Genomic DNA, 19,569 nt, shown 5'->3' with positions numbered 1-19,569 from the left:
AAGCTTTTTCTTTATTACAATTCGATATCGCCAAACAAGTCTGCCATTGAGAAACCAGTTTGTGTTTCTGGCAATTCGTAATCACGTTTTTCTTGACGGCGTGGACGACGTGGACGAGATTGACGTTTCTCACCGTTGTCACCTTCAGTTTTTTCTTGTGCTGGACGCTCTTCAAGTGCTTTGATTGACAATGATACACGCTCATCAGCAGCGTTCACTTCAAGAACTTTAACAGTTACAGCTTGACCTACTGAAAGAGCATCTTTTGGATTTTCAACACGTTTGTGTGAAATTTGCGAGATATGTACTAAACCATCAATACCTGGCAATACTTCAACAAAAGCACCAAAGTCAGTCAAACGTTTAACAGTTCCTTCAACAACATCACCTGCAGCTAACTTTTGCTCTACGCCATCCCATGGTCCAGGAGTTGTTGCTTTAAGAGAAAGTGATACACGACCTTCTTCTTCATCAATAGCAAGCACTTTAACGTCAACATCTTCACCAACAGTAACCACTGATTTTGGTGAAACGTTACGCTCATGTGACAATTCTGTCACGTGAACCAAGCCATCAACACCACCAAGATCGATGAAAGCACCAAAGCTAGTCAAACGAGCGACTTTACCAGTAACAACTGAACCAACTTCAATCTTAGAAAAGACTTCTTGACGAGCTGCTGCTGTTGTTTCTTCTACAACTTCACGACGTGACAAAATGAAACGGTTTTCTGCTGCATTAACTTCTTTAATTTTTGCGTCAAATTCTTGACCAACGAAACGCTCAGTATTGCGAACGAAACGTGTATCAAGCATAGATGCTGGAATGAAACCACGAAGTCCTTCAAATTCAACTGAAAGGCCACCTTTAACGGCACGAGTACCTTTAACAGTAACAACTTCTTCTTCACGTCCAACAAGTTTGTCCCAAGCTTTACGAGCTTCTAAACGTTTTTTAGAAACTAGGAAAGTTACTGTATCTGTATCTTTACCTACAACTTGACGAAGAACAAGCACTTCTAGTGTTTCGCCAGCTTTAACAAAATCGTTGATGTCTGCATCACGCTCGTTTGTCAACTCACGAAGAGTTAAGACACCTTCAACACCTGTTCCTTCAATAACAAGGTTTGCTTGACCGTTATCAACTGTTAAAACTTCCGCAGTGACAACGTCACCTGGGTTAACTTCGCTAACACTATTTAGCAAATCTTCAAATTCATTCATTCTAAAAAATCCTCCAACAAAAGCTAGCAAAGCTAGCTTTTGATAACACTATATTTTTTCAAGGCAACCCGTAAGGACAATAAACTTTATCGCTGACGGTCTTAGGAAATCCTAATACCTCAACTGGGGTAGCTGGATTCGAACCAACGCATGAGGGAGTCAAAGTCCCTTGCCTTACCGCTTGGCGATACCCCAATACTTTCAGATTTTATCCTGAAAATGGAGAGAGAGGGATTCGAACCCCCGAACCCGAAGGAGCGGATTTACAGTCCGCCGCGTTTAGCCTCTTCGCTATCTCTCCTAAAACAAAATCTATTATAACATAGCTTTTGTTTTTATACAAGCCCTTTTTCAGATTTTTTAATGATTTAAGTTATAAAGTTCGATAATATGCCCAATCCCTTGATCAAAGGTCTTATAAAGACTATCGACTGCTCCATTTTTTAAGACGGCAAATTGTTTATCTAGTTCAACCAGCTCGCCAATGGTCTTTTTACCAATAACCACTTGATAACCTGCTACGTTTTGACCATTAACATCCAATTTGGCATCAAGGACTTGAACCTCAATTTTTTTATCTTTTTTACTCATGCTTGCCCCTTTCGTTTCTCATCCTATTTTACACAAAATAACCGCTACTGACAAGAACGAACTTGCTTTTCTCGTCAGTATCAACTGTTATCAATACCAACCTGTTAGTTGATGAAGTTGATTTTCCAGTCCTGGCAAGTAACGCAAACACAAGAAGAGAACAATGGCAATAAGTAAACAGACTGATACCAATTTTACTAATTTCATCATCTTCTCCTAGTTTAAGTCTAAGTAAGCCTTTACGACTTCATCACTCGCCATACTATCTGCAATAAAACTTCCATTGCTAGTACGATCAGATAAGGAAAGTGCTGCTACATCTACTTGATAAATTTGATTTGATTGGGTATGAATGATTAGTTCTTGTGGACTTGCTCCAACATTTCCTGCCATATAGACACGATGAGGCTTGCTTTTCAGCTCACGCAACACTTGTAAGCCACGCTTAGCTCGACCTGTTACAGCTAATTGCTCCACAGCAACTTTCTTCACACTACCACGTTGGGTTAAGAGATAAAAAGCAGTGGATTGGACTGGAAAGACAGCTTGAACATGATCGTCATCTTTAAGATTCACTCCCTTAACGCCCGCTGCTTTTAAGCCCAAGATTGGTACTTCACTGGCTTCAAAGCGTAAGCCATAGCCCATCCAGGTAAAGAGTAAAATTTCCTCTAATTGAATTGGGGCTAGGCTAAGCACACGGTCGCTTGCGTCTTTTAATTTCATAAAAGTCAACGATTTAGATTTGTAAGTTCGCCAAGGACTCAAGTCTTTTTGTTCAAAGCGTTTAATCTGACCTGCCTTAGTTGCCGTCAAATACAAGGCACCTTCTGCTACTTGATCTAGCAAGTCCACTGCAATAATCTCTTCTTCTGCTGCAAAATTGCTAATGGTTTGCGATAGGTGTTCGCCAATATCTTTCCAACGGCTGTCCGTTAATTCATGCACTGGGCGATAAATGACATTACCAAGATTAGTAAAAAGATAGAGATGTTGTGTTGTTTTGGCTTGGCTAAGGAAAATCAAATGATCATCTTCACGCTTGCCGACCTCTGCCACCGTTGAGGCAGCAAAGGAGCGTGGACTCGTGCGTTTAATATAACCTGCTTTAGTCACGCTGACATAGGTATCCTCAGCCACAATCAAGCTGCTGCTATCAATCTCAATCGTTTCTGCCTGCTCTTTCAACACTGTCCGTCTAGGATTGGCAAAGGTCTTTTTCACCTGACGCAGTTCTTTTTTCATGACTTGATAAAGGGTAACTTCATCGCTGATAATAGCTGACAAATACTGAATCTGCTCTTTTAGGGCCTGACTTTCTTCCTGTAAGGTCACAATATCTGTATTAGTCAAACGATAGAGTTGAAGCGTGACAATGGCTTCTGCCTGTTCTTCTGTAAAGGCGTAGCTGATCTTGAGATTTTCTTTGGCATCTGCCTTATTTTCACTTGCACGAATGAGCGCAATGACGTCATCCAAAATCGAAATCACACGAATTAAGCCTTCAACGATATGGAGACGCTTTTCTGCCTTTTCCTTATCAAACTGAGAACGGGCTAAAATAATCTCTTTACGATGAGCAATATAGGCTGACAAAATCTTATGTAAGCCAACTTGTCGCGGCGTGTAATGGTCAATCGCTACCATGTTAAAGTTGTAATTGACCTGTAGGTCGGTGTACTTGAAAAGGTAGTTAAGAATCGTCTGACTATCTGCGTCCTTTTTCAACTCAATAGCCAATCTAAGACCAGTGCGATCAGACTCATCACGAACTTCCAAGATACCTGGCACCTTGTTATTCAGACGCACTTCATCAATCTTCTTAACCAAACTCGCCTTATTGACTTCATAAGGCAACTCTGTTACCACAATCTGTTCCTTACCTGCCTTGAGTTTTTCAATACTGGTCAGACTTCTTAGCACCAAGCGACCTTTACCTGTTTCATAGGCTTTTTTCAAGTCTTCTGTCCCTTGAATAATCCCACCAGTTGGAAAATCTGGTCCAGGCAGTAAAGTCATCAGCTTGTCTAGGCTAGCTTTAGGATGATCAATTAGATGAATGACAGCATCGATAACTTCGCCCAGATTATGGGGAGGGATGTCTGTCGCATAACCTGCCGAGATACCTGTTGCCCCATTAACCAAAAGGTTGGGAAAGGCCGCTGGTAAGACTGTCGGTTCTTTTTCAGTATCATCGAAATTCCAAGCAAAAGGCACCGTCTTTTTGTCAATATCTTCCAAGAGATAACCTGCCATTTCTGACAGCCTTGCCTCCGTGTAACGCATGGCTGCTGGCGGATCGCCATCCATGGAACCATTGTTACCGTGCATTTCTACTAGAATCTCACGATTTTTCCAGTCTTGGCTCATACGAACCATGGCGTCATAGATAGACGAGTCGCCATGAGGATGGAAATTCCCCATGACATTTCCCACTGACTTGGCTGACTTGCGGTAGCCCTTGTCAAAGGTATTGCCATCTTTATTCATCGAATAAAGAATCCGACGCTGAACAGGTTTTAGTCCATCACGAATATCAGGCAAGGCCCGATCTTGAATAATGTACTTGGAGTAACGCCCAAAACGCTCTCCCATGATGTCTTCTAAAGACATGTTTTGAATGTTGGTCATGAACCCCTCTATTTCTAATTATTATCTGTTTCTTCACAAATTCTTTTTATTTCATTTTTTAAATACTTAGACATGTCTGTTTTCATGTATTGTTCCCAGTATTTAAATAACAAAAATTCACAAATAATTAATATTATGCAATACGGAAACAGGATTCTAATTGCATTAGATATGTAAGCATACACTATTATTATCGTTAAGAAAATTATAACATCATAGAAAAAATTACTACAGGTATACTTTATTATAAATTTATTATCTATTTTTATTTTTTTAGATAAGTTTAAGAATGTACTTAAATATAAAGTTAAATTGAGTAAACCAAACGTAGGCATAATGAGTATTTTCCACTCTGGAAACTTACAAATACATAAAATAAATAGCATAAAAATTATACGTTCAAAAGAAATTTTTATTATAAAATCCCCTATCTTTTTTATGAATTTTTTTATACATTGAGAAATTTTTCCAAATTTAGATAATAGCTTATCAATGATATCTAATACAAATACTATCATGTGAAGATTGCTATTAAAATAATTATCTATTTTTGACTTAGGAATTGAGGGAACCTCAACATCATGCTTTGTATACGAATACATAGAAAAATTTAATATTAACATTTCTATAACCCAATATTTTTGAGCTACTTTCTGTGATCTTTTATTAAAAAAACTCATAATCTCTATATAGAAACATACAATAGCTATTATCACTATAGCAACAACTATTATTCCTACTAATTTCGTATAAATTTGTATGATTTCATTATTCTTTTTTATTCCTTCATAAAACCATTTTAATATATTTGACAACATTGTTGTAAATATTGAAACATTTAGAATAGAAATAAATATATTAAAATATTTATCTTTAGATTTTTTACTTTGCTCTAATATTTCAAAATATTTTTCTAAATCAGATCTTGTAATCTTTTTTTCTAATAATTTTTGTCCTAATTTTTGAATAATATTTTTGATTTGTTCAGCATCTAGTTGTTTATCATTCAACCAATAATATTCGTTATACCACTCATTATAAATTCTATCAATGAGAGTATTAATTGGAGAATTTCCCATTTTTTTTAACTTATATTTTCCTATCCTTAAGGTTATATATACTATTAATAAAATAAAAAATATTATTGTTGCATTAAACATATATATTTATCCCTCCATATATATTTAAAAACATTATAAAGCATCCTTAATTTCTTTTTTTAGATCTTCCTTAAAATATGATATTATGGCTAAAATATCATCCACGATTTCTTTCTCTAATAAAAATACTTTACCTGTCTGCGGTTCTCTTACACTACGTAATAAATCTTTTTTCTTAGGCCAATTAAATTTACGAACTTGAGGGATAAAATAATTAGTTCCCATATATGGAATTCTAATAATGTTAGAATCTGGTATTTTGAATGACTTGTTAATAACAATTAAAGTAGCAATTCCCATGGCCTCTTCTCCTAAAACAACTATAATAAATGGCCTTATATCGTACTCCGACTTTTTATTAGAAAAATAACTGATTTGTTCTGAAATTCGATAAATATATTTACTATCAACGTTCAACTCTTTATTAAGCTTCAATATCTGTATATTGTCTGATTGAATTAAACTTTCAGAACTAGAAAACCTCAGAGGAGTATCATCTTTTGAGTAAATAAGATACAGTGTTGGATCATAACCAAAGTCTCCCTCAAATTCAATACTAGGGAATAAATGATAATTGTTACGATAAGAATTATTAATGGTAAACGTAAGGCTTGATGAAGAAGGTGAAATAATTTTTAAATTTTTCATCTGATACTTAGTAATAGCAGGTATAACTTCTTCCTCTTTAAATCCCTCTTGTTTTAGAAAAATAGCTAATTGATTTAACTCTTGTAGCAAAGTATTGATGTTTTTGCTCGTTTCACTTATTTCGTCCATCATTGCTTCTTGCAATGACTTATAAACAGAAAGATCCGCCTGCGGTAAATTCGAAATATTTCGAACACTTAATTTAATATCATTATTTAATTCATCAAGTAATTCTAAACAAAAATCACTATCGATGTTATCATTCCTAATAATCTCATCTTCCAGATACTTTTTATACTGCTTATAAGTTTGGTATTGACTATTCAGATCATATCTTATTTTTATAATTTCTTCTACAACTTTATATTTCTTCCAAAAATTTTCTATCATTTCAAAATTTGGATTTTCTTTATGACGACTCTTTAAATAATTTTTAAAGTCTTCAATACTCTTTATAAGATTATCTTCATTTTGGTTCTCTTGTAAACCTATTTTCTTTATCAAAACTATCAATAAGCTATCAGCTACTTTTCCAAAAATATATGATGTTAAATCCGACCCAATCATACAATTATCTTCTCTTTCATATAAAATTTAAAACAATACTAAAACACCGTCGCTTCTTCCAAGGTGAACTTGACATTGTCTTCAATCCATTGACGGCGGGGGGCTGGTTTGTCGCCCATAAGGACAGATACTCGGCGTTCAGCACGAGCTAAGTCTTCAATGGTCACTCGGATTAGGGTTCTGGTTTCTGGGTTCATGGTGGTTTCCCAAAGCTGATCTGCATTCATCTCGCCCAGTCCTTTATAGCGTTGGAGAATGGCACCCTTGCCAAAGGCTTGACGCAACTCTGCCAACTCACCATCGGTCCAAGCGTAGGCGATTTGTTGGGTCTTTCCTTTACCTTTACTCATCTTATAAAGTGGAGGAAGAGCGATATAGACACGCCCTGCTTCGACCAAGGGACGCATGTAGCGATAAAAAAAGGTCAGAAGAAGGGTCTGGATGTGAGCACCGTCTGTATCCGCATCCGTCATGATGATGACCTTGTCATAGTTACAATCAACCAGAGAAAAATCTGCTCCGACACCGGCACCAATGGTGTAAATCATGGTGTTGATTTCTTCATTTTTGAGAATGTCAGCCATCTTGGCTTTTTCAGTGTTAAGCACCTTACCACGCAAGGGGAGAATGGCTTGAAACTTCCGATCACGTCCTTGCTTGGCTGAACCACCGGCTGAATCTCCCTCGACCAGATAAAGTTCATTCTTTTGGGGATTTTTAGATTGGGCTGGGGTTAGCTTTCCTGACAATAGCCCCTTGTCTTTCTTGTTTTTCTTGCCATTACGGCTATCATCACGCGCCTTACGAGCCGCTTCACGAGCATCGCGTGCCTTAATCGCCTTGCGAATCAAGTTAGCAGCTAGCTCGCCATTTTCCATAAGAAAGAAAGTCAACTTATCTGTCACGATACCTTCAACCACAGGACGAGCCAAGGGACTACCCAGCTTATCTTTAGTTTGCCCTTCAAATTGCAAGTGTTCTTCTGGCACTAAGATAGACAGGACAGCAGATAGACCCTCACGATAATCAGACCCTTCTAAATTCTTATCTTTTTCTTTCAGCAGACCTGTTTTTCTAGCATAGTCGTTCATGACCTTGGTAATGGCTGTCTTAAAGCCTGTCTCATGAGTACCACCGTCTTTGGTGCGGACATTATTAACAAAAGATAGGATATTATCAGAAAAACCATCATTGTATTGAAGCGCCAAAGCCACTTGAAACTCCGACTGCTCCCCCTCAATCGAAATGACAGGGGTCATGGTTTCCTTATCTTCATTGAGATAGGTCACGAAATCTTCAACGCCTTTTTCATAGTGGAAACGTTCTGTCTGACCAGTTGTTTCATCTGTCAGAATCATGGTGACATTTTTTAGGAGAAAGGCAGATTCTTTCAAACGCTCGGCAATAGTATTGAACTTAAAGGTTATTGTGGAAAAGATACTCGCATCTGGTAGAAAACGTACAGTCGTTCCTGTCTTAGACTTGGCACATGTACCGATTTTTTCCAAGGTTGTCACGGGTTTGCCACCGTGTTCAAAACGTTGGCGATAAATCGCTCCGTCACGGCTGATTTCAACTTCTAGCCAAGAAGACAAGGCATTCACTACAGATGACCCTACACCATGCAGACCTCCTGAAGTCTTATAACCGCCTTGACCGAACTTACCACCTGCATGAAGCACTGTAAAGATGACTTCGACCGTGGGAATACCACGAGCATGAAGACCAACTGGCATGCCTCGCCCTTGGTCTGCTACACTCAGCGAACCATCTGCATGGAGTGTGACTGTAATTTCTTGACCAAAACCTGATAAGGCCTCATCGACAGCGTTATCGACAATCTCCCAAACCAAGTGATGCAAACCTGCTCCGTCTGTTGAGCCGATATACATTCCTGGACGCTTACGAACAGCGTCCAAGCCTTCTAGGACTTGAATCGCCTCATCATTATACGTTGTCATTGTTATGCTTTGCTTAGCCATGCTGACCTCCACTTTTTTCATACTTTCTTATCTTACAGGTTTTTAGCTATTTTTGCAAAGGAATTTTACAGTTTTTAGGAGTACTATGGTATAATAAACCTATGAATACCTTGATTTATCTTTTAATTGCCTATTTACTTGGCTCCATTCCAACAGGACTTTGGATTGGTCAGAAAATTTATGGCAAAAACTTGCGTGAGTTTGGCAGTGGTAACACTGGAACAACCAATACCTTTCGGATTTTAGGTAAAAAAGCTGGGACGGTGACCCTTCTTGTTGATCTCCTAAAAGGAACCTTGGCAACACTGATTCCTGTCTGGTTGGGGGGAAGTTGGTTATCTCCTATTATCATTGGCTTTTTTGCTGTGTTAGGCCACACTTTTCCTATCTTTGCTCAATTCAAGGGGGGAAAGGCTGTCGCTACTAGTGCAGGCGTTATCTTAGGGTTTGCCCCTCAATTTTTCCTTTATCTTTTGCTTGTTTTTCTATCCACTCTTTATCTAACCAGTATGATTTCTTATGCCAGTATCACTGTTGCTATCGCTGGCATACTTGGTATACTAATTTTTCCCATCTTTGGTGCCATTTTATCAAGTTATGATTTAATTTTTTCCTTAGTGATTATTTTAATGTCTGTTGTCATTCTACTTCGTCACAAGGATAATATGAAACGCATTGCAACAAAACAAGAAAACCTTGTTCCTTTTGGCTTAAACCTAACCAAACAAAAACCAAAATCATAAACAGATCACTAGTATTGCTAGTGGTTTTTTTTGCAACTAAAAAAACTAGACGATACCGTCTAGTTTTTTAAAGTTAATCTTCTTTTTTTGTGCGTACTCCTAATAGACCAAAGAGCATTAGACCAAAGCCCGTAACCACACTAATCAAAGAGCTTGGACTTGCTGTCATCGGCAGCATCTTATCTGTTTTATGTTCCTGTGATGGTTTAGCAACTGGGCTAGCTACTTTTGTGACAACCATTGATTTTGGAGTCATTGATGAATTGGCAACAGGACTTGTTGAGCTTGTTGTCATTTGACTTAAACTTGTTGGTTGTTCTGTTACTACTGGAGCAGAAGTAATTGCTTTTTCTTGTTCAACTTTAACGTCTGGCACTTGTTCTGATACTGGTGCTTGAGCTTTGTTAGTTTCTACTTCGACTGTTTCTACCTCTTCAGCTTCTTCTAACAATGCCATAAAATCATCCGTTGAAATTGACACCAATCGTTCGTTTGGATTGATGGCTTCATAAGCTGACCAGTCGATGACATCTGCATAGGTTGAAAGATAGTCTGCAAAAACAGTATCTAGAGATGGCCCTTCTTCACGAGAACCACCCAACATGGTATAGCCATCACCACCGGCAGCCAAGAAATCATTAGTCGCTAGGTAATAACGCTTCGTCATTTCTAACGGCTCATACTCATCTGTTTCAGGATTATAGATCGAAATAGCAAGAATGCGTTTCACTGCCTCTTGAGTGGTATCATAATAAACCAAAGCACCAGAAACATGTAGGAAGCCACCATTTGGCTCCAAGAGTGGTTGACCATTTTCATCTAGGACAGGTTCTTTGGTCTCAGCATTGGTTTGTAAAACAGAACCCAATGACTTGATAAACATAGCTTCAATTTCTTGACCTGTCATTTCAATTTGAGAAATGAAGTTACCAAATGGTAGAACTGCGATGACCCCACCCTTGGTAATTGGCTTATCTTTTTCCAAGGTCTTACGAATACCACCACCATTCATAACGGCTAGGTTAGTTTTATTGCTAAAACCTGTTTGACCATATTCGAGCATGGCATCTGTAATCAAGTTACCGATGTTGGTTTCACGAACACGAACATTCATACGATCAGCATCTAGCTCAACTGGGTTATTCGCGACAATAACTTCTGAATTTAGTTTTTCAAAATCAGCTTTGACTTGTGCCACTTTGTCTGCCACGGCGACATGAGGCACTGTGTCTTTCAAATCATTATAAGACAAAGACGTTGCTGTCATCTTATCTGGTGAAATCGTGATTTTCCCAATATTATTGAGGTAATTTCCTGTTTGTCCATAGACAACATTGTCACCATAATTAGCCGTTGCCAATGTATGAGAATGCCCATCAACAACAATTAAACGCTTGCCTTCTAGCAATTTACTTTGTGAGAAGGCTTCTGCCAACTTACCGCCTTGCCATTGTTCTAGGGTTGTTTGATCAATTCCCAAGTGTGAAAGAACAACATAATTTTTATATTCTTTACCCTCAGCCTGAGCACGAGCCTCTACTTCCGCAATGACTTTTTCTACTTCGGCAATCGGTTCTGTGAATGTGACACCTGGAATATTACGTGGGTGCGTCTTAGTCGTTGCTTCTGGTGTGGTTAGACCGATCACGACAAATTCATCACCAGCAACGGTTTCGTCCTTATCGACAATGGTATAAGGTTGCATCAGACGAACACCATCTACATAGATATTGGCACTAATGATTGGGAAGGTCAATAGTTCTTTGAAACGTTTCAACTGATCTAAACCAAAATCAAACTCATGGTTTCCGACAGTCATCGCATCATAGCCAATCTGATTCATCAGAGCAGCCATTTCTTCACCTTGCGTGCTATTTGTGATTGGCATTCCTTGTAGGGCATCACCACCATCTAAAAGTAGAGTTGGCCCTTGTTCACGGTACTCTTCAACCACGGCTGCTAGCTTAGCCATACCAAGCACACCACGACCTTCTTCCATGTTACCATGCATATCATTGGTATGAAGAATGGTCACATCTTGTGTTGGTTCTGACGTGGTTGTTGTTGCCATCATTTCTTCTTGAGCCGTTTCATCCAGACTAGTTGTCATCATCTCAGGAGATTCTGACACAGGCTCTGTCGTATCAGCTACTTCTTGAGAACTTTCTTCAGAATCTGAACTTGTCATTTCTGTTTCAATTTCAGATGTTTGGTTTGAACTCTCTGTTACTTGACTTTCTTCTGCTACCACTTGTTCCGTTGCCGCACTGGCTACTGGTTCTTCTGGCATCACAGGAGCCACTTCTTCTGCGTAGGTTTTATTAGCAACCAAGGCAGCGGAAAGAACTAACGTTGACAACAAGGGAATCATTCGCTTTTTATCCATCACAATCACCTCTTATAAATCTTAATACGCTTTCATCATACCAAAAACAAACATAGCTTGTCAATTAAAAACAAATCGTTTTACCTTTATTTTAACCAATCAATTGTTGATAGGTTCTGTTGGTTTAAAAAATCGTTGGTCTTAGAAAAAGGACGTGAGCCAAAAAAACCGCGATAGGCTGATAAAGGACTTGGGTGAGCTGATTCTAACACTAGATGTTTGGGATTACTGATTAGATTTTTCTTTCGTCTAGCATAAGCCCCCCAAAGAATAAAAACGACTGGGCTTTTTTTTTGATTGATGACCTTGATAATGGCGTCAGTGAACGGTTCCCAGACCTGATTCGCATGACCATTGGCTTGATGTTGAGGCACAGTTAAACAGGCATTGAGGAGCAAAACGCCTTGCTTAGCCCAACTGGTTAAGTCATGACTGTTGCGTTGCCCTAAATCATCAGCCAATTCTTTGAGGATATTTTGCAAAGAAGGAGGGGCAGACAGACTATCTGGCACGGAAAAAGACAGCCCCTGTGCTTGATTTGGACCATGATAAGGATCTTGACCTAAAATCACCACCTTAACCTCTTCATAAGCAGTGACTTGAATGGCATGAAAGACCTTATCCCTAGGGGGATAGACGATTCCTTCTTGATAAACCTTATCCATAAAGTAATTGATTTTTTGATAGTAACCAATCGGCAACTCTGCCTTGATTAAGTCATGCCAGCTTGAATGTTGCATTTTTTTCTCCAAAAAAATAAGTTTATTTGATGAAAGTATAGCTATTTTTAAATAAAAAAGCAAACTTCCACCAAATAAACTGATGTTATTATTGATAGCCAAGCCTAATACTTGTTAGAACGACGGAATCGCTTGGCAATTTCTTTTTCCGTCAATAATTGATTTTGATAAGACATGGATAAGACAAGGCCAACACCAATTAAATTACTAATCATGGAACTTCCTCCTTGTGAAATAAATGGCAGAGGAATCCCTGTTAAAGGTAGAATACCTAGACTGGCCCCGATATTTTCAAAAATATGAAAGAGAATCATCATGATAAAACCTGTGGCAATATAGGTATAAAAGACATTATTGCATAAAAAAGTGATTCGAATCATCCGATAAATCAACAAGAGATATAGTCCCAAAACAAATACCGAGCCAACAAAACCGAAATTCTCAGCAATCACTGTAAAAATCATATCACTTTCACGAACTGGAACAGCTAAGTCAAGCACATTAAATCCCTTACCAGTTAAGCCACCTGTACCAATCGCAATCATGCCTTGCGTTTGTTGATAAGCAATATCTTGAGCATAATCAAAGGGGTTAAGCCAGGCAGAAATACGGTTAATTTGGTAGGTGCTTATTCCCAAACGATAGAGCCACTCACGCCCAGCTTCAAAAGAAAAGACCGTGAGAAAGAGAGCCACAAAGGCAAACAAGAAACCAAAGATGGCACCAAGAATTTTCCAAGAAATCCCTGATAAAACCGTTAAGCCAAGTAAGATAGCAAGAAAAACAATAGCCGTCCCAAAATCCTTTTGAAACCCTAATAGGACTAAGACTGGCAAAGTTAATAAGGTATAATAACCTAATAAAACCATGTCTTCCTTAATATTTTCTTTGGAGCGTTTTTGATTGAACCATACAGTCAATCGAGAGAGGGCCAAAATGTAGGCAATCTTCATGAACTCCGACGGTTGAAAAAGCGTGATCGATCCGATGCTAACCCAGTTTTTAGCTCCGGTAGCTTCAACCAAACGAGGACTGAAAAAAATCAAAGGTAAAACCATAAGGCCCAGACCCAAGAGATAAAACCAAGGTGTTCCTTTCCAGAGGAAACTGGTACTAAAAAACATCACAATAAAACCAATGACACAGCCTAAAAGAACCCAAATCAATTGTTGCCCCAGTATGAACCAAACCATTTGAGGATAATCTGTATTCGTTGCTACATAAACGGATAACAGCCCAATTAACAACAAACAAAAGACGGGCAATAACAAGGAATAGTCAATACGACTATCCAGCGAAGGTTTTTTTCTCACAATAAGTCCTCATATCTCAATAGTTTAAAACAATAGAATAGTAAACTCGTCAAAAAACAATAAAAAATAGATTAAATCATGCCATGCTATTTTTCAATGATTGATTTAAGCTATTTTTTATTTTCAACTTCTATCATGTCCCCTGCAGGAATCGAACCTGCAACGACTCCTTAGGAGGGAGTTGTTATCTCCATTTAACTAAGAGGACTAAGTAAAAAATCTGCCACAAGAGCAGATTTTATTAGGAAGAAACTCTGATTAACGACGAATTTCTTTGATACGTGCCGCTTTACCTTGCAATGCGCGTAGGTAGTAAAGTTTAGCACGACGTACTTTACCGTAACGTACGACTTCAATCTTATCAACACGTGGTGTGTGAAGTGGGAAAGTACGCTCAACACCGATACCGCTTGAAATCTTGCGGACAGTGTACATTTCTGAGATACCTTGACCTTTACGTGAGATAACTACACCTTCGAAAAGCTGGATACGCTCACGGCTTCCCTCAACAACCTTAGCGTGAACACGAACAGTGTCACCAGGACGGAATGATGGGATATCTGAACGAAGTTGACCTTCTGTCAAACTTTGAATTAATGGATTCATTTAATTTATTCTCCTTCTCTTGCTAATCATTAGGTGCTTGTCCCAGCGGATTAGCCGTTTTTTGTATGTCCATTACATACGCTGATTATTCTATCAAACTATTACTTCATTTGTCAAGAATTTTACAGGGAAAATCCTAAAAAAATCATCAGTAATCCCCCTAGATAAGTCAACAAAAAATAAGTGATCACTTGCTTGTGATGGTCTGATCTATTCGATAATTCTACCTGAACACTTGAATAGGTCCCTAAACCACCAACCAAGCCAACTGTTAACATGGGTAAGTAACTGGCAGATGACAACTGCTTACTGGCATAAGCTAAAACAAAAGTCGCTAGTAAATTCGCCAAAAGGGTACCAAGTGGCAAATTAACTTTTTGATTAAGACCAGACAAATAATAACGCCCCATCGCCCCAAGTCCTGCAAAGACAGCAATGCCTACAAGTAACATCAATCTTCCCACCATTTTCTAACGACATAGCGACCTAAATAACAAGCTAGTAAGCCACCGAAAATATGCACTGTCCAAATTAAAATCATCTGTCCGTATTGATCTTGTTGAAATTGATCATAAATGACTAAAAAGGGACTTGCCATGGTGGTTAAACCACCAAAAAAACCAATTTGTAAGGCTTTAATCATATCTTTTTGGCTAAGAAATAACCTTCCAAACTCACTACTAGAAAAAAGACACCAAAAATGTTAATTAACAAGTTAGTCCAATCAGATACCAGCCACTGATTCAAAAAATAGCGGAGTAAACTTGCTAAAGCTGCTAAAGTAAAGATTGCCAGTAATAATTGTTTAGTATGTTTCATGTTTAATCTAAGTAAAAAGTAACCTCACTCCTTTGAGCCAGATTACTTTTGATTTCTCTTATGCCAACTGTTCAGACAAAAGCTGAGCAAAGTTTTCTAGTTTTTCAATATCTGTATCTTCGGCAGCCAAATCTACCTTGACTGAATCAGCTCCTTTGGTTGCCCCCGTTTGAGCAAAAGCTTCTTCAAAATCATCGACAGCTTTACAAAATTCATCATAGAAGGTATCTCCTGACCCAACGACGCCATAAATTTTCCCTGTCAAATCAAGTTCTTGCAAATCTTCGTAAAAATCAACGATTTCATCAGGTAATTCCCCGTCGCCATAAGTATAACTTGCCACTACCATGATGTCTGCATCTTCAAAATCACTCGCATCAACTGCTGTGCATTCATCAATATCAACAACATGTCCCAAGTCTTTTAACTTATCAGCAACAATATCTGCAATTTCTTCTGTATTGCCAGTCATGCTAGCATACACTATTTTAGCTAAAGCCATTTTATCCTCCTAAAAATATGTTATTTATTATATCATATTTCCATTGACTCAACAAGATCCTGTTTAAGATAGAAAATCTTCGTAACCAGCGGCTAATCGTTCTAATATAATTGCTTTTTCCTCTTGATGGGCAAATGAAGCTTCTATTGCATATCGATTGTATTGATAAAATTCGGAAATACTAGTATCAAAATATTGTGAAAAAGCTAGATATTCTTTATTCAAATTAGTTTGTGATACGGTTCGGTTATCTGTATTAATTGTCAACCTTGCTCCTGCTTTTCTTAGAGTAAGATAAGGAAATTCTTCTAAAGTTTTAGCTGCTTTAGTCTGCAAATTACTTTTCAAACACAATTCCAATGTTACCTCATTATCAATAAGTTCCTGAATAACTTTTGACTGATAATAAGATGCTGTACCATGACCAATACGTTTCAAACCTAGTGCTATAGCTTGACTAATATTACTAGGACATGGGCATTCGCATTCTCCAGCATGAAAGGTCATTGGAAATCCCATTTCTTGTATTTGTTCAATATGATTGGCTAATTTATCTGTTGAATAATCCTTTTCATTTCCAGCAAAATCACCACCAACAACTACCTGTCCTAAATAAGGTTTAGCTTGAGTAAATAATTTTGTCGTATAAACATCTGCAGTTTGCCTTAATCCACAGATTAATAATTTTGCTACTACATTAAATTCTTTTTGTGCAGCAATTAAGCCTAAAGAAACTGCTTCTATTGTATCTGATATTGTTAGACCTTGATTCAATGACAACTCTGGTGCAAAACGAACTTCAATATAGATAATATTATCTAACGCTGCTTGTTTAACCACATCATAAGCTGCTAAAGAAAGAGCTTCTTTAGTTTGTAACAAGGGATAGACCACTTCAAATACTTTCAAATAATCATTTAAACTATGACATGTTTGAGGTGCTGTTACCAATTGTTTCAAACTCTCATTGTCTTGTGGAAGCTCTACTTCTGCTATTGTTGCTAATTGTCGAATACACTCCAATGACAATGAACCATCTAAATGACAATGTAACTCTACCTTAGGTAGTTCTTGTATAATGAATTGATCTAGCATAAAATCCTCCAAAAATATTTTTGCTATTGTACCCCAAAATTAATCTTTTGACAATATTAAATGTTATCTTTTATTGACTACCTTAGTTTTTTGTTTAATCTATGTTATAATATAAAAAATATAGAAAGACTCTAACTTAATATGGAATCTATCCTAAAAAAAATCAAAGCCTACTCAACCATCATTATTCATCGTCATCAGCGTCCTGACCCCGATGCTCTAGGTAGCCAAGTGGGACTGGCTGAACTGATTAAGCATAATTATCCAAACAAGACTGTTTTGACGGCAGGTCTTGATGTACCTAACTTGATGTGGTTGGCACAAATGGACAAGGTTGAAGATAGAAATTATGAACATGCCTTGGTCATTGTCACCGATACTGCCAATACGGCTCGTATTGATGATGACCGTTATCAAAAGGGAGATTATCTCATCAAAATCGACCATCATCCTAATGATGAACCCTACGGTGATTTAGTCTATGTCAACACCCAAGCTTCTTCTGCCAGTGAAATGATCACTGAACTTGCCCTAGCTGCCAACTGGACAATGTCTGATCGTGCTGCTTATTTACTCTATGCTGGTATCATAGGCGATACTGGACGCTTTCTTTATCCTGCGACTAGTAGTCGGACCTTGGAAATCGCCGCCTATCTAAGACAATTCTCCTTTGACTTTTCTGCTCTAGCACGACAGATGGATAGTTTTTCCTTGAAAATTGCCAAGCTACAAGGCTATGTGTTTGAAAATCTAGAAATTGATGAACATGGTGTTGCCTGTGTCACTCTCACCCAAGAACGATTAGCTCAGTTTGGGGTGACCGATGCTGATACTGCAGCTATCGTGGGGAGCCCTGGTAAAATTGATAGCGTGCAGACCTGGGCGATTTTTGTCGAACAACCAGAAGGACATTACCGCGTTCGCTTGCGTAGCAAGGAAAAAGTCATCAATCAAGTAGCAAAAAAACATGATGGTGGTGGACACCCCCTTGCTAGCGGAGCTAATTCAGCCTCAGTCGAAGAAAATCAGCAAATCTATCGTGAGTTACAAGAACTTTTTCAATAAATCTCAGCAAAAATCTTGACAAAAAAAAATAATGTGGTAGAATGAAATGGTTAATAAACTATGGCTTAGAAAAGCTATGGCAGAAAGGAATTTTTTAACATGAAAAAAGACATCCATCCAGAATACCGTCCGGTTGTATTCCTTGACACTACTACTGGTTACCAGTTCCTAAGTGGTTCAACAAAATCTTCAAAAGAAACGGTTGAATTTGAAGGGGAAACTTACCCACTTATCCGTGTTGAGATTTCATCTGATTCTCATCCATTCTACACTGGTCGTCAAAAATTCACTCAAGCAGATGGACGTGTGGATCGTTTCAACAAAAAATACGGTCTCAAATAAGAAACCATATCAAACTAGGTTTGAACTTAACTCCTTTTCGACTTATCGAGAAGGAGTTTTTTGTTAAATAAAAAAGCTATTTTAAGAAGATAATCTTCTTAAAATAGCTGTCTCATCATTTATTTCATTAGTCCTTTTCATCCTCAACAGCTTTACTTGCACGATCCGTTGTTAAACGAAGGGCTTTAAGATTGGCTCGCATGACAGAGAAGTAATCTTGGCCTTTCTTGATTTCTTCTTGGGTTAGACTTTCCAAGGGGTTAAGTACAGCGATATTCAGATTGGCTTCACTGGCAAGTGTTCTAGCTAGATTTTTTGAGGCACTTTTTTCAAAATAAATATACTTAATCTCATATTTTTTGACATAGTCGATGAGTTGGATTAGGCGTTTAGCACTTGGTTCTATATCTGCTGAGATGCCTGTTATGGCAATTTGTTGCAGCTGATAATCCAAAGCTAAATAAGTAAAAGCGGCATGCTGAGTGACAAAGCTTTTCTGTTTGGCTTGTGAAAAAGCCACTTGATAGTCTTCATCCAGTTCTTTCAACTGTTTCAAATACTGGGCTACATTTTGTTCAAATTGAGAAGCTAAATCAGGATGTGCCTTGACTAAACTGTCTTTGATGTTTTCGACCAATTGAATCGCTCGACGTGGTGACAGCCAAAGATGTGGATCAACTTCATGAACATGTTCTTCTTTTTGATGTTCTTCTGGACTTTCTTGACTAGTCGCTAATATCATCTCACCACTAGCCTTAATCATATTCGTTTTTCTGCTACTATTGCTTTTTTCTAACTGAGCAACCCAAGTTTCCATACTTGGATCAAGATAGATAAAATCATCTGTTTTTTCCAACTCTATCATGATTTTCGTTGAGGGTTCAAAGTCATGAATTTCCATTCCAGGTCCAATCAACATGGTCACATCTCCTGTGTTACCAACAACTGCCTTGGTAAAGGTATAAATCGGATAGAAAGTGGTCATCACTTTAATAGGCTGAGTTTCTGCCAAAACTGAATAACTTCTAAAACCTAGGCTCATTAGAAAGAAACTCAATAAGGTACAAAATTGATAGAGGTGTTTCATGGTATTCTCCTTAATTGATTAACCAGTTAAGTATATCATCTTTTGCAAATTTTTCAAGAAAAATAAAAA

At 37.9% G+C, this 19,569-nt stretch carries 19 protein-coding genes and 3 tRNA genes; 3 read left to right on the top strand and 19 right to left on the bottom strand.

Translation table 11 applies throughout. From position 1 onward, the window contains the following. Positions 1 to 14: 14 nt before the first annotated feature. From rpsA to parE, 8 genes are all read right to left on the bottom strand, one after another. Positions 15 to 1,223, bottom strand: a complete 1,209-nt coding sequence (gene rpsA / locus FRX54_RS01135; RefSeq protein WP_146460109.1) for a 30S ribosomal protein S1 — start codon at positions 1,221 to 1,223, stop codon at positions 15 to 17. A 123-nt stretch (positions 1,224 to 1,346) separates the two neighbouring features. After that, positions 1,347 to 1,418, bottom strand: a tRNA-Gln gene (locus FRX54_RS01130). A 25-nt stretch (positions 1,419 to 1,443) separates the two neighbouring features. Next, a tRNA-Tyr gene (locus tag FRX54_RS01125) sits at positions 1,444 to 1,524 on the bottom strand. A gap of 59 nt (positions 1,525 to 1,583) precedes the next feature. Further along, the gene (locus tag FRX54_RS01120) at positions 1,584 to 1,814 is read right to left on the bottom strand and encodes a DUF2969 domain-containing protein (RefSeq protein ID WP_146460106.1); all 231 of its coding nucleotides are present in this window, start codon (positions 1,812 to 1,814) and stop codon (positions 1,584 to 1,586) included. A gap of 216 nt (positions 1,815 to 2,030) precedes the next feature. After that, positions 2,031 to 4,445, bottom strand: coding sequence for a DNA topoisomerase IV subunit A (parC, locus tag FRX54_RS01115; RefSeq protein WP_146460104.1), 2,415 nt, complete (start codon positions 4,443 to 4,445; stop codon positions 2,031 to 2,033). 14 nt (positions 4,446 to 4,459) lie between these two features. Further along, the gene (locus FRX54_RS01110) at positions 4,460 to 5,605 is read right to left on the bottom strand and encodes a hypothetical protein (protein ID WP_146460102.1); all 1,146 of its coding nucleotides are present in this window, start codon (positions 5,603 to 5,605) and stop codon (positions 4,460 to 4,462) included. 33 nt (positions 5,606 to 5,638) lie between these two features. Next, positions 5,639 to 6,820 carry a hypothetical protein gene (locus tag FRX54_RS01105; protein WP_146460100.1) on the bottom strand — a complete coding sequence of 394 codons (1,182 nt, stop codon included), beginning with the start codon at positions 6,818 to 6,820 and terminating at the stop codon, positions 5,639 to 5,641. Positions 6,821 to 6,858: 38 nt separating this feature from the next. Then, complete coding sequence (gene parE, locus FRX54_RS01100; RefSeq protein ID WP_146460098.1) at positions 6,859 to 8,802, bottom strand: DNA topoisomerase IV subunit B; 1,944 nt, start codon at positions 8,800 to 8,802, stop codon at positions 6,859 to 6,861. A gap of 101 nt (positions 8,803 to 8,903) precedes the next feature. On the opposite strand from parE, the gene plsY reads away from it, so the two are divergent. Continuing rightward, the gene (gene plsY, locus FRX54_RS01095) at positions 8,904 to 9,545 is read left to right on the top strand and encodes a glycerol-3-phosphate 1-O-acyltransferase PlsY (protein ID WP_146460096.1); all 642 of its coding nucleotides are present in this window, start codon (positions 8,904 to 8,906) and stop codon (positions 9,543 to 9,545) included. A gap of 73 nt (positions 9,546 to 9,618) precedes the next feature. On the opposite strand, the gene FRX54_RS01090 is transcribed toward plsY, so the two are convergent. The 10 genes from FRX54_RS01090 to add all read right to left on the bottom strand — a co-directional run bounded on the left by FRX54_RS01090 (position 9,619) and on the right by add (position 17,006). After that, positions 9,619 to 11,931 carry a 5'-nucleotidase C-terminal domain-containing protein gene (locus FRX54_RS01090; protein ID WP_146460094.1) on the bottom strand — a complete coding sequence of 771 codons (2,313 nt, stop codon included), beginning with the start codon at positions 11,929 to 11,931 and terminating at the stop codon, positions 9,619 to 9,621. Between the two features lie 86 nt (positions 11,932 to 12,017). Next, positions 12,018 to 12,671, bottom strand: a complete 654-nt coding sequence (locus FRX54_RS01085) for a uracil-DNA glycosylase (protein ID WP_146460093.1) — start codon at positions 12,669 to 12,671, stop codon at positions 12,018 to 12,020. 104 nt (positions 12,672 to 12,775) lie between these two features. Beyond that, positions 12,776 to 13,987 (bottom strand): FtsW/RodA/SpoVE family cell cycle protein, encoded by a 1,212-nt coding sequence (locus tag FRX54_RS01080; RefSeq protein ID WP_146460091.1) that lies wholly within the window; start codon positions 13,985 to 13,987, stop codon positions 12,776 to 12,778. Positions 13,988 to 14,120: 133 nt separating this feature from the next. After that, positions 14,121 to 14,192: transfer RNA gene (locus FRX54_RS01075), tRNA-Arg, on the bottom strand. A gap of 50 nt (positions 14,193 to 14,242) precedes the next feature. Then, a complete protein-coding gene (gene rplS, locus FRX54_RS01070; protein WP_146460089.1) occupies positions 14,243 to 14,590 on the bottom strand; it encodes a 50S ribosomal protein L19 in 348 nt (115 codons plus the stop codon). Positions 14,591 to 14,712: 122 nt separating this feature from the next. Continuing rightward, complete coding sequence (locus FRX54_RS01065) at positions 14,713 to 15,042, bottom strand: CrcB family protein (RefSeq protein WP_186652399.1); 330 nt, start codon at positions 15,040 to 15,042, stop codon at positions 14,713 to 14,715. Beyond that, entirely contained in the window at positions 15,042 to 15,233 is a 192-nt protein-coding gene (locus FRX54_RS01060) for a hypothetical protein (RefSeq protein ID WP_146460085.1), read from the bottom strand. Before FRX54_RS01060 ends, FRX54_RS01065 begins: the two co-directional genes overlap by 1 nt. Next, on the bottom strand, positions 15,230 to 15,409 hold the full coding sequence (locus FRX54_RS01055; protein ID WP_146460083.1) for a hypothetical protein: 180 nt from the start codon (positions 15,407 to 15,409) through the stop codon (positions 15,230 to 15,232). Before FRX54_RS01055 ends, FRX54_RS01060 begins: the two co-directional genes overlap by 4 nt. A gap of 58 nt (positions 15,410 to 15,467) precedes the next feature. Then, complete coding sequence (locus FRX54_RS01050; RefSeq protein WP_146460081.1) at positions 15,468 to 15,911, bottom strand: flavodoxin; 444 nt, start codon at positions 15,909 to 15,911, stop codon at positions 15,468 to 15,470. Between the two features lie 63 nt (positions 15,912 to 15,974). After that, entirely contained in the window at positions 15,975 to 17,006 is a 1,032-nt protein-coding gene (gene add / locus FRX54_RS01045) for an adenosine deaminase (RefSeq protein WP_146460080.1), read from the bottom strand. 141 nt (positions 17,007 to 17,147) lie between these two features. Here add and FRX54_RS01040 point away from each other — a divergent pair, with 141 nt between their 5' ends. Further along, complete coding sequence (locus FRX54_RS01040; protein ID WP_146460078.1) at positions 17,148 to 18,071, top strand: bifunctional oligoribonuclease/PAP phosphatase NrnA; 924 nt, start codon at positions 17,148 to 17,150, stop codon at positions 18,069 to 18,071. Positions 18,072 to 18,170: 99 nt separating this feature from the next. Then, on the top strand, positions 18,171 to 18,413 hold the full coding sequence (locus FRX54_RS01035) for a type B 50S ribosomal protein L31 (protein ID WP_146460076.1): 243 nt from the start codon (positions 18,171 to 18,173) through the stop codon (positions 18,411 to 18,413). A 127-nt stretch (positions 18,414 to 18,540) separates the two neighbouring features. On the opposite strand, the gene FRX54_RS01030 is transcribed toward FRX54_RS01035, so the two are convergent. Next, positions 18,541 to 19,500 carry a metal ABC transporter substrate-binding protein gene (locus FRX54_RS01030; protein WP_146460074.1) on the bottom strand — a complete coding sequence of 320 codons (960 nt, stop codon included), beginning with the start codon at positions 19,498 to 19,500 and terminating at the stop codon, positions 18,541 to 18,543. Between the last annotated feature and the right edge of the window lie 69 nt (positions 19,501 to 19,569).

The organism is Streptococcus sp. sy004, assembly GCF_007859205.1.
In the GTDB taxonomy this organism is placed as follows: domain Bacteria; phylum Bacillota; class Bacilli; order Lactobacillales; family Streptococcaceae; genus Streptococcus.
Note: the sequence above shows the minus strand (reverse complement) of the source record. Positions and strands in the feature narration are given on the sequence as shown.

What these genes read in the sequence shown, in the direction of transcription:
- FRX54_RS01055 (WP_146460083.1), bottom strand. Translation starts at nt 15,409, where the DNA reads ATGAAACATACTAAACAATTATTACTGGCAATCTTTACTTTAGCAGCT.
- FRX54_RS01065 (WP_186652399.1), bottom strand. Translation starts at nt 15,042, where the DNA reads ATGTTACTTGTAGGCATTGCTGTCTTTGCAGGACTTGGGGCGATGGGG.
- parC (WP_146460104.1), bottom strand. Translation starts at nt 4,445, where the DNA reads ATGACCAACATTCAAAACATGTCTTTAGAAGACATCATGGGAGAGCGT.
- FRX54_RS01110 (WP_146460102.1), bottom strand. Translation starts at nt 5,605, where the DNA reads ATGTTTAATGCAACAATAATATTTTTTATTTTATTAATAGTATATATA.
- plsY (WP_146460096.1), top strand. Translation starts at nt 8,904, where the DNA reads ATGAATACCTTGATTTATCTTTTAATTGCCTATTTACTTGGCTCCATT.
- FRX54_RS01120 (WP_146460106.1), bottom strand. Translation starts at nt 1,814, where the DNA reads ATGAGTAAAAAAGATAAAAAAATTGAGGTTCAAGTCCTTGATGCCAAA.
- parE (WP_146460098.1), bottom strand. Translation starts at nt 8,802, where the DNA reads ATGGCTAAGCAAAGCATAACAATGACAACGTATAATGATGAGGCGATT.
- FRX54_RS01085 (WP_146460093.1), bottom strand. Translation starts at nt 12,671, where the DNA reads ATGCAACATTCAAGCTGGCATGACTTAATCAAGGCAGAGTTGCCGATT.
- add (WP_146460080.1), bottom strand. Translation starts at nt 17,006, where the DNA reads ATGCTAGATCAATTCATTATACAAGAACTACCTAAGGTAGAGTTACAT.
- FRX54_RS01105 (WP_146460100.1), bottom strand. Translation starts at nt 6,820, where the DNA reads ATGATTGGGTCGGATTTAACATCATATATTTTTGGAAAAGTAGCTGAT.
- FRX54_RS01040 (WP_146460078.1), top strand. Translation starts at nt 17,148, where the DNA reads ATGGAATCTATCCTAAAAAAAATCAAAGCCTACTCAACCATCATTATT.
- FRX54_RS01030 (WP_146460074.1), bottom strand. Translation starts at nt 19,500, where the DNA reads ATGAAACACCTCTATCAATTTTGTACCTTATTGAGTTTCTTTCTAATG.
- FRX54_RS01050 (WP_146460081.1), bottom strand. Translation starts at nt 15,911, where the DNA reads ATGGCTTTAGCTAAAATAGTGTATGCTAGCATGACTGGCAATACAGAA.
- FRX54_RS01090 (WP_146460094.1), bottom strand. Translation starts at nt 11,931, where the DNA reads ATGGATAAAAAGCGAATGATTCCCTTGTTGTCAACGTTAGTTCTTTCC.
- FRX54_RS01035 (WP_146460076.1), top strand. Translation starts at nt 18,171, where the DNA reads ATGAAAAAAGACATCCATCCAGAATACCGTCCGGTTGTATTCCTTGAC.
- rplS (WP_146460089.1), bottom strand. Translation starts at nt 14,590, where the DNA reads ATGAATCCATTAATTCAAAGTTTGACAGAAGGTCAACTTCGTTCAGAT.
- FRX54_RS01060 (WP_146460085.1), bottom strand. Translation starts at nt 15,233, where the DNA reads ATGATTAAAGCCTTACAAATTGGTTTTTTTGGTGGTTTAACCACCATG.
- rpsA (WP_146460109.1), bottom strand. Translation starts at nt 1,223, where the DNA reads ATGAATGAATTTGAAGATTTGCTAAATAGTGTTAGCGAAGTTAACCCA.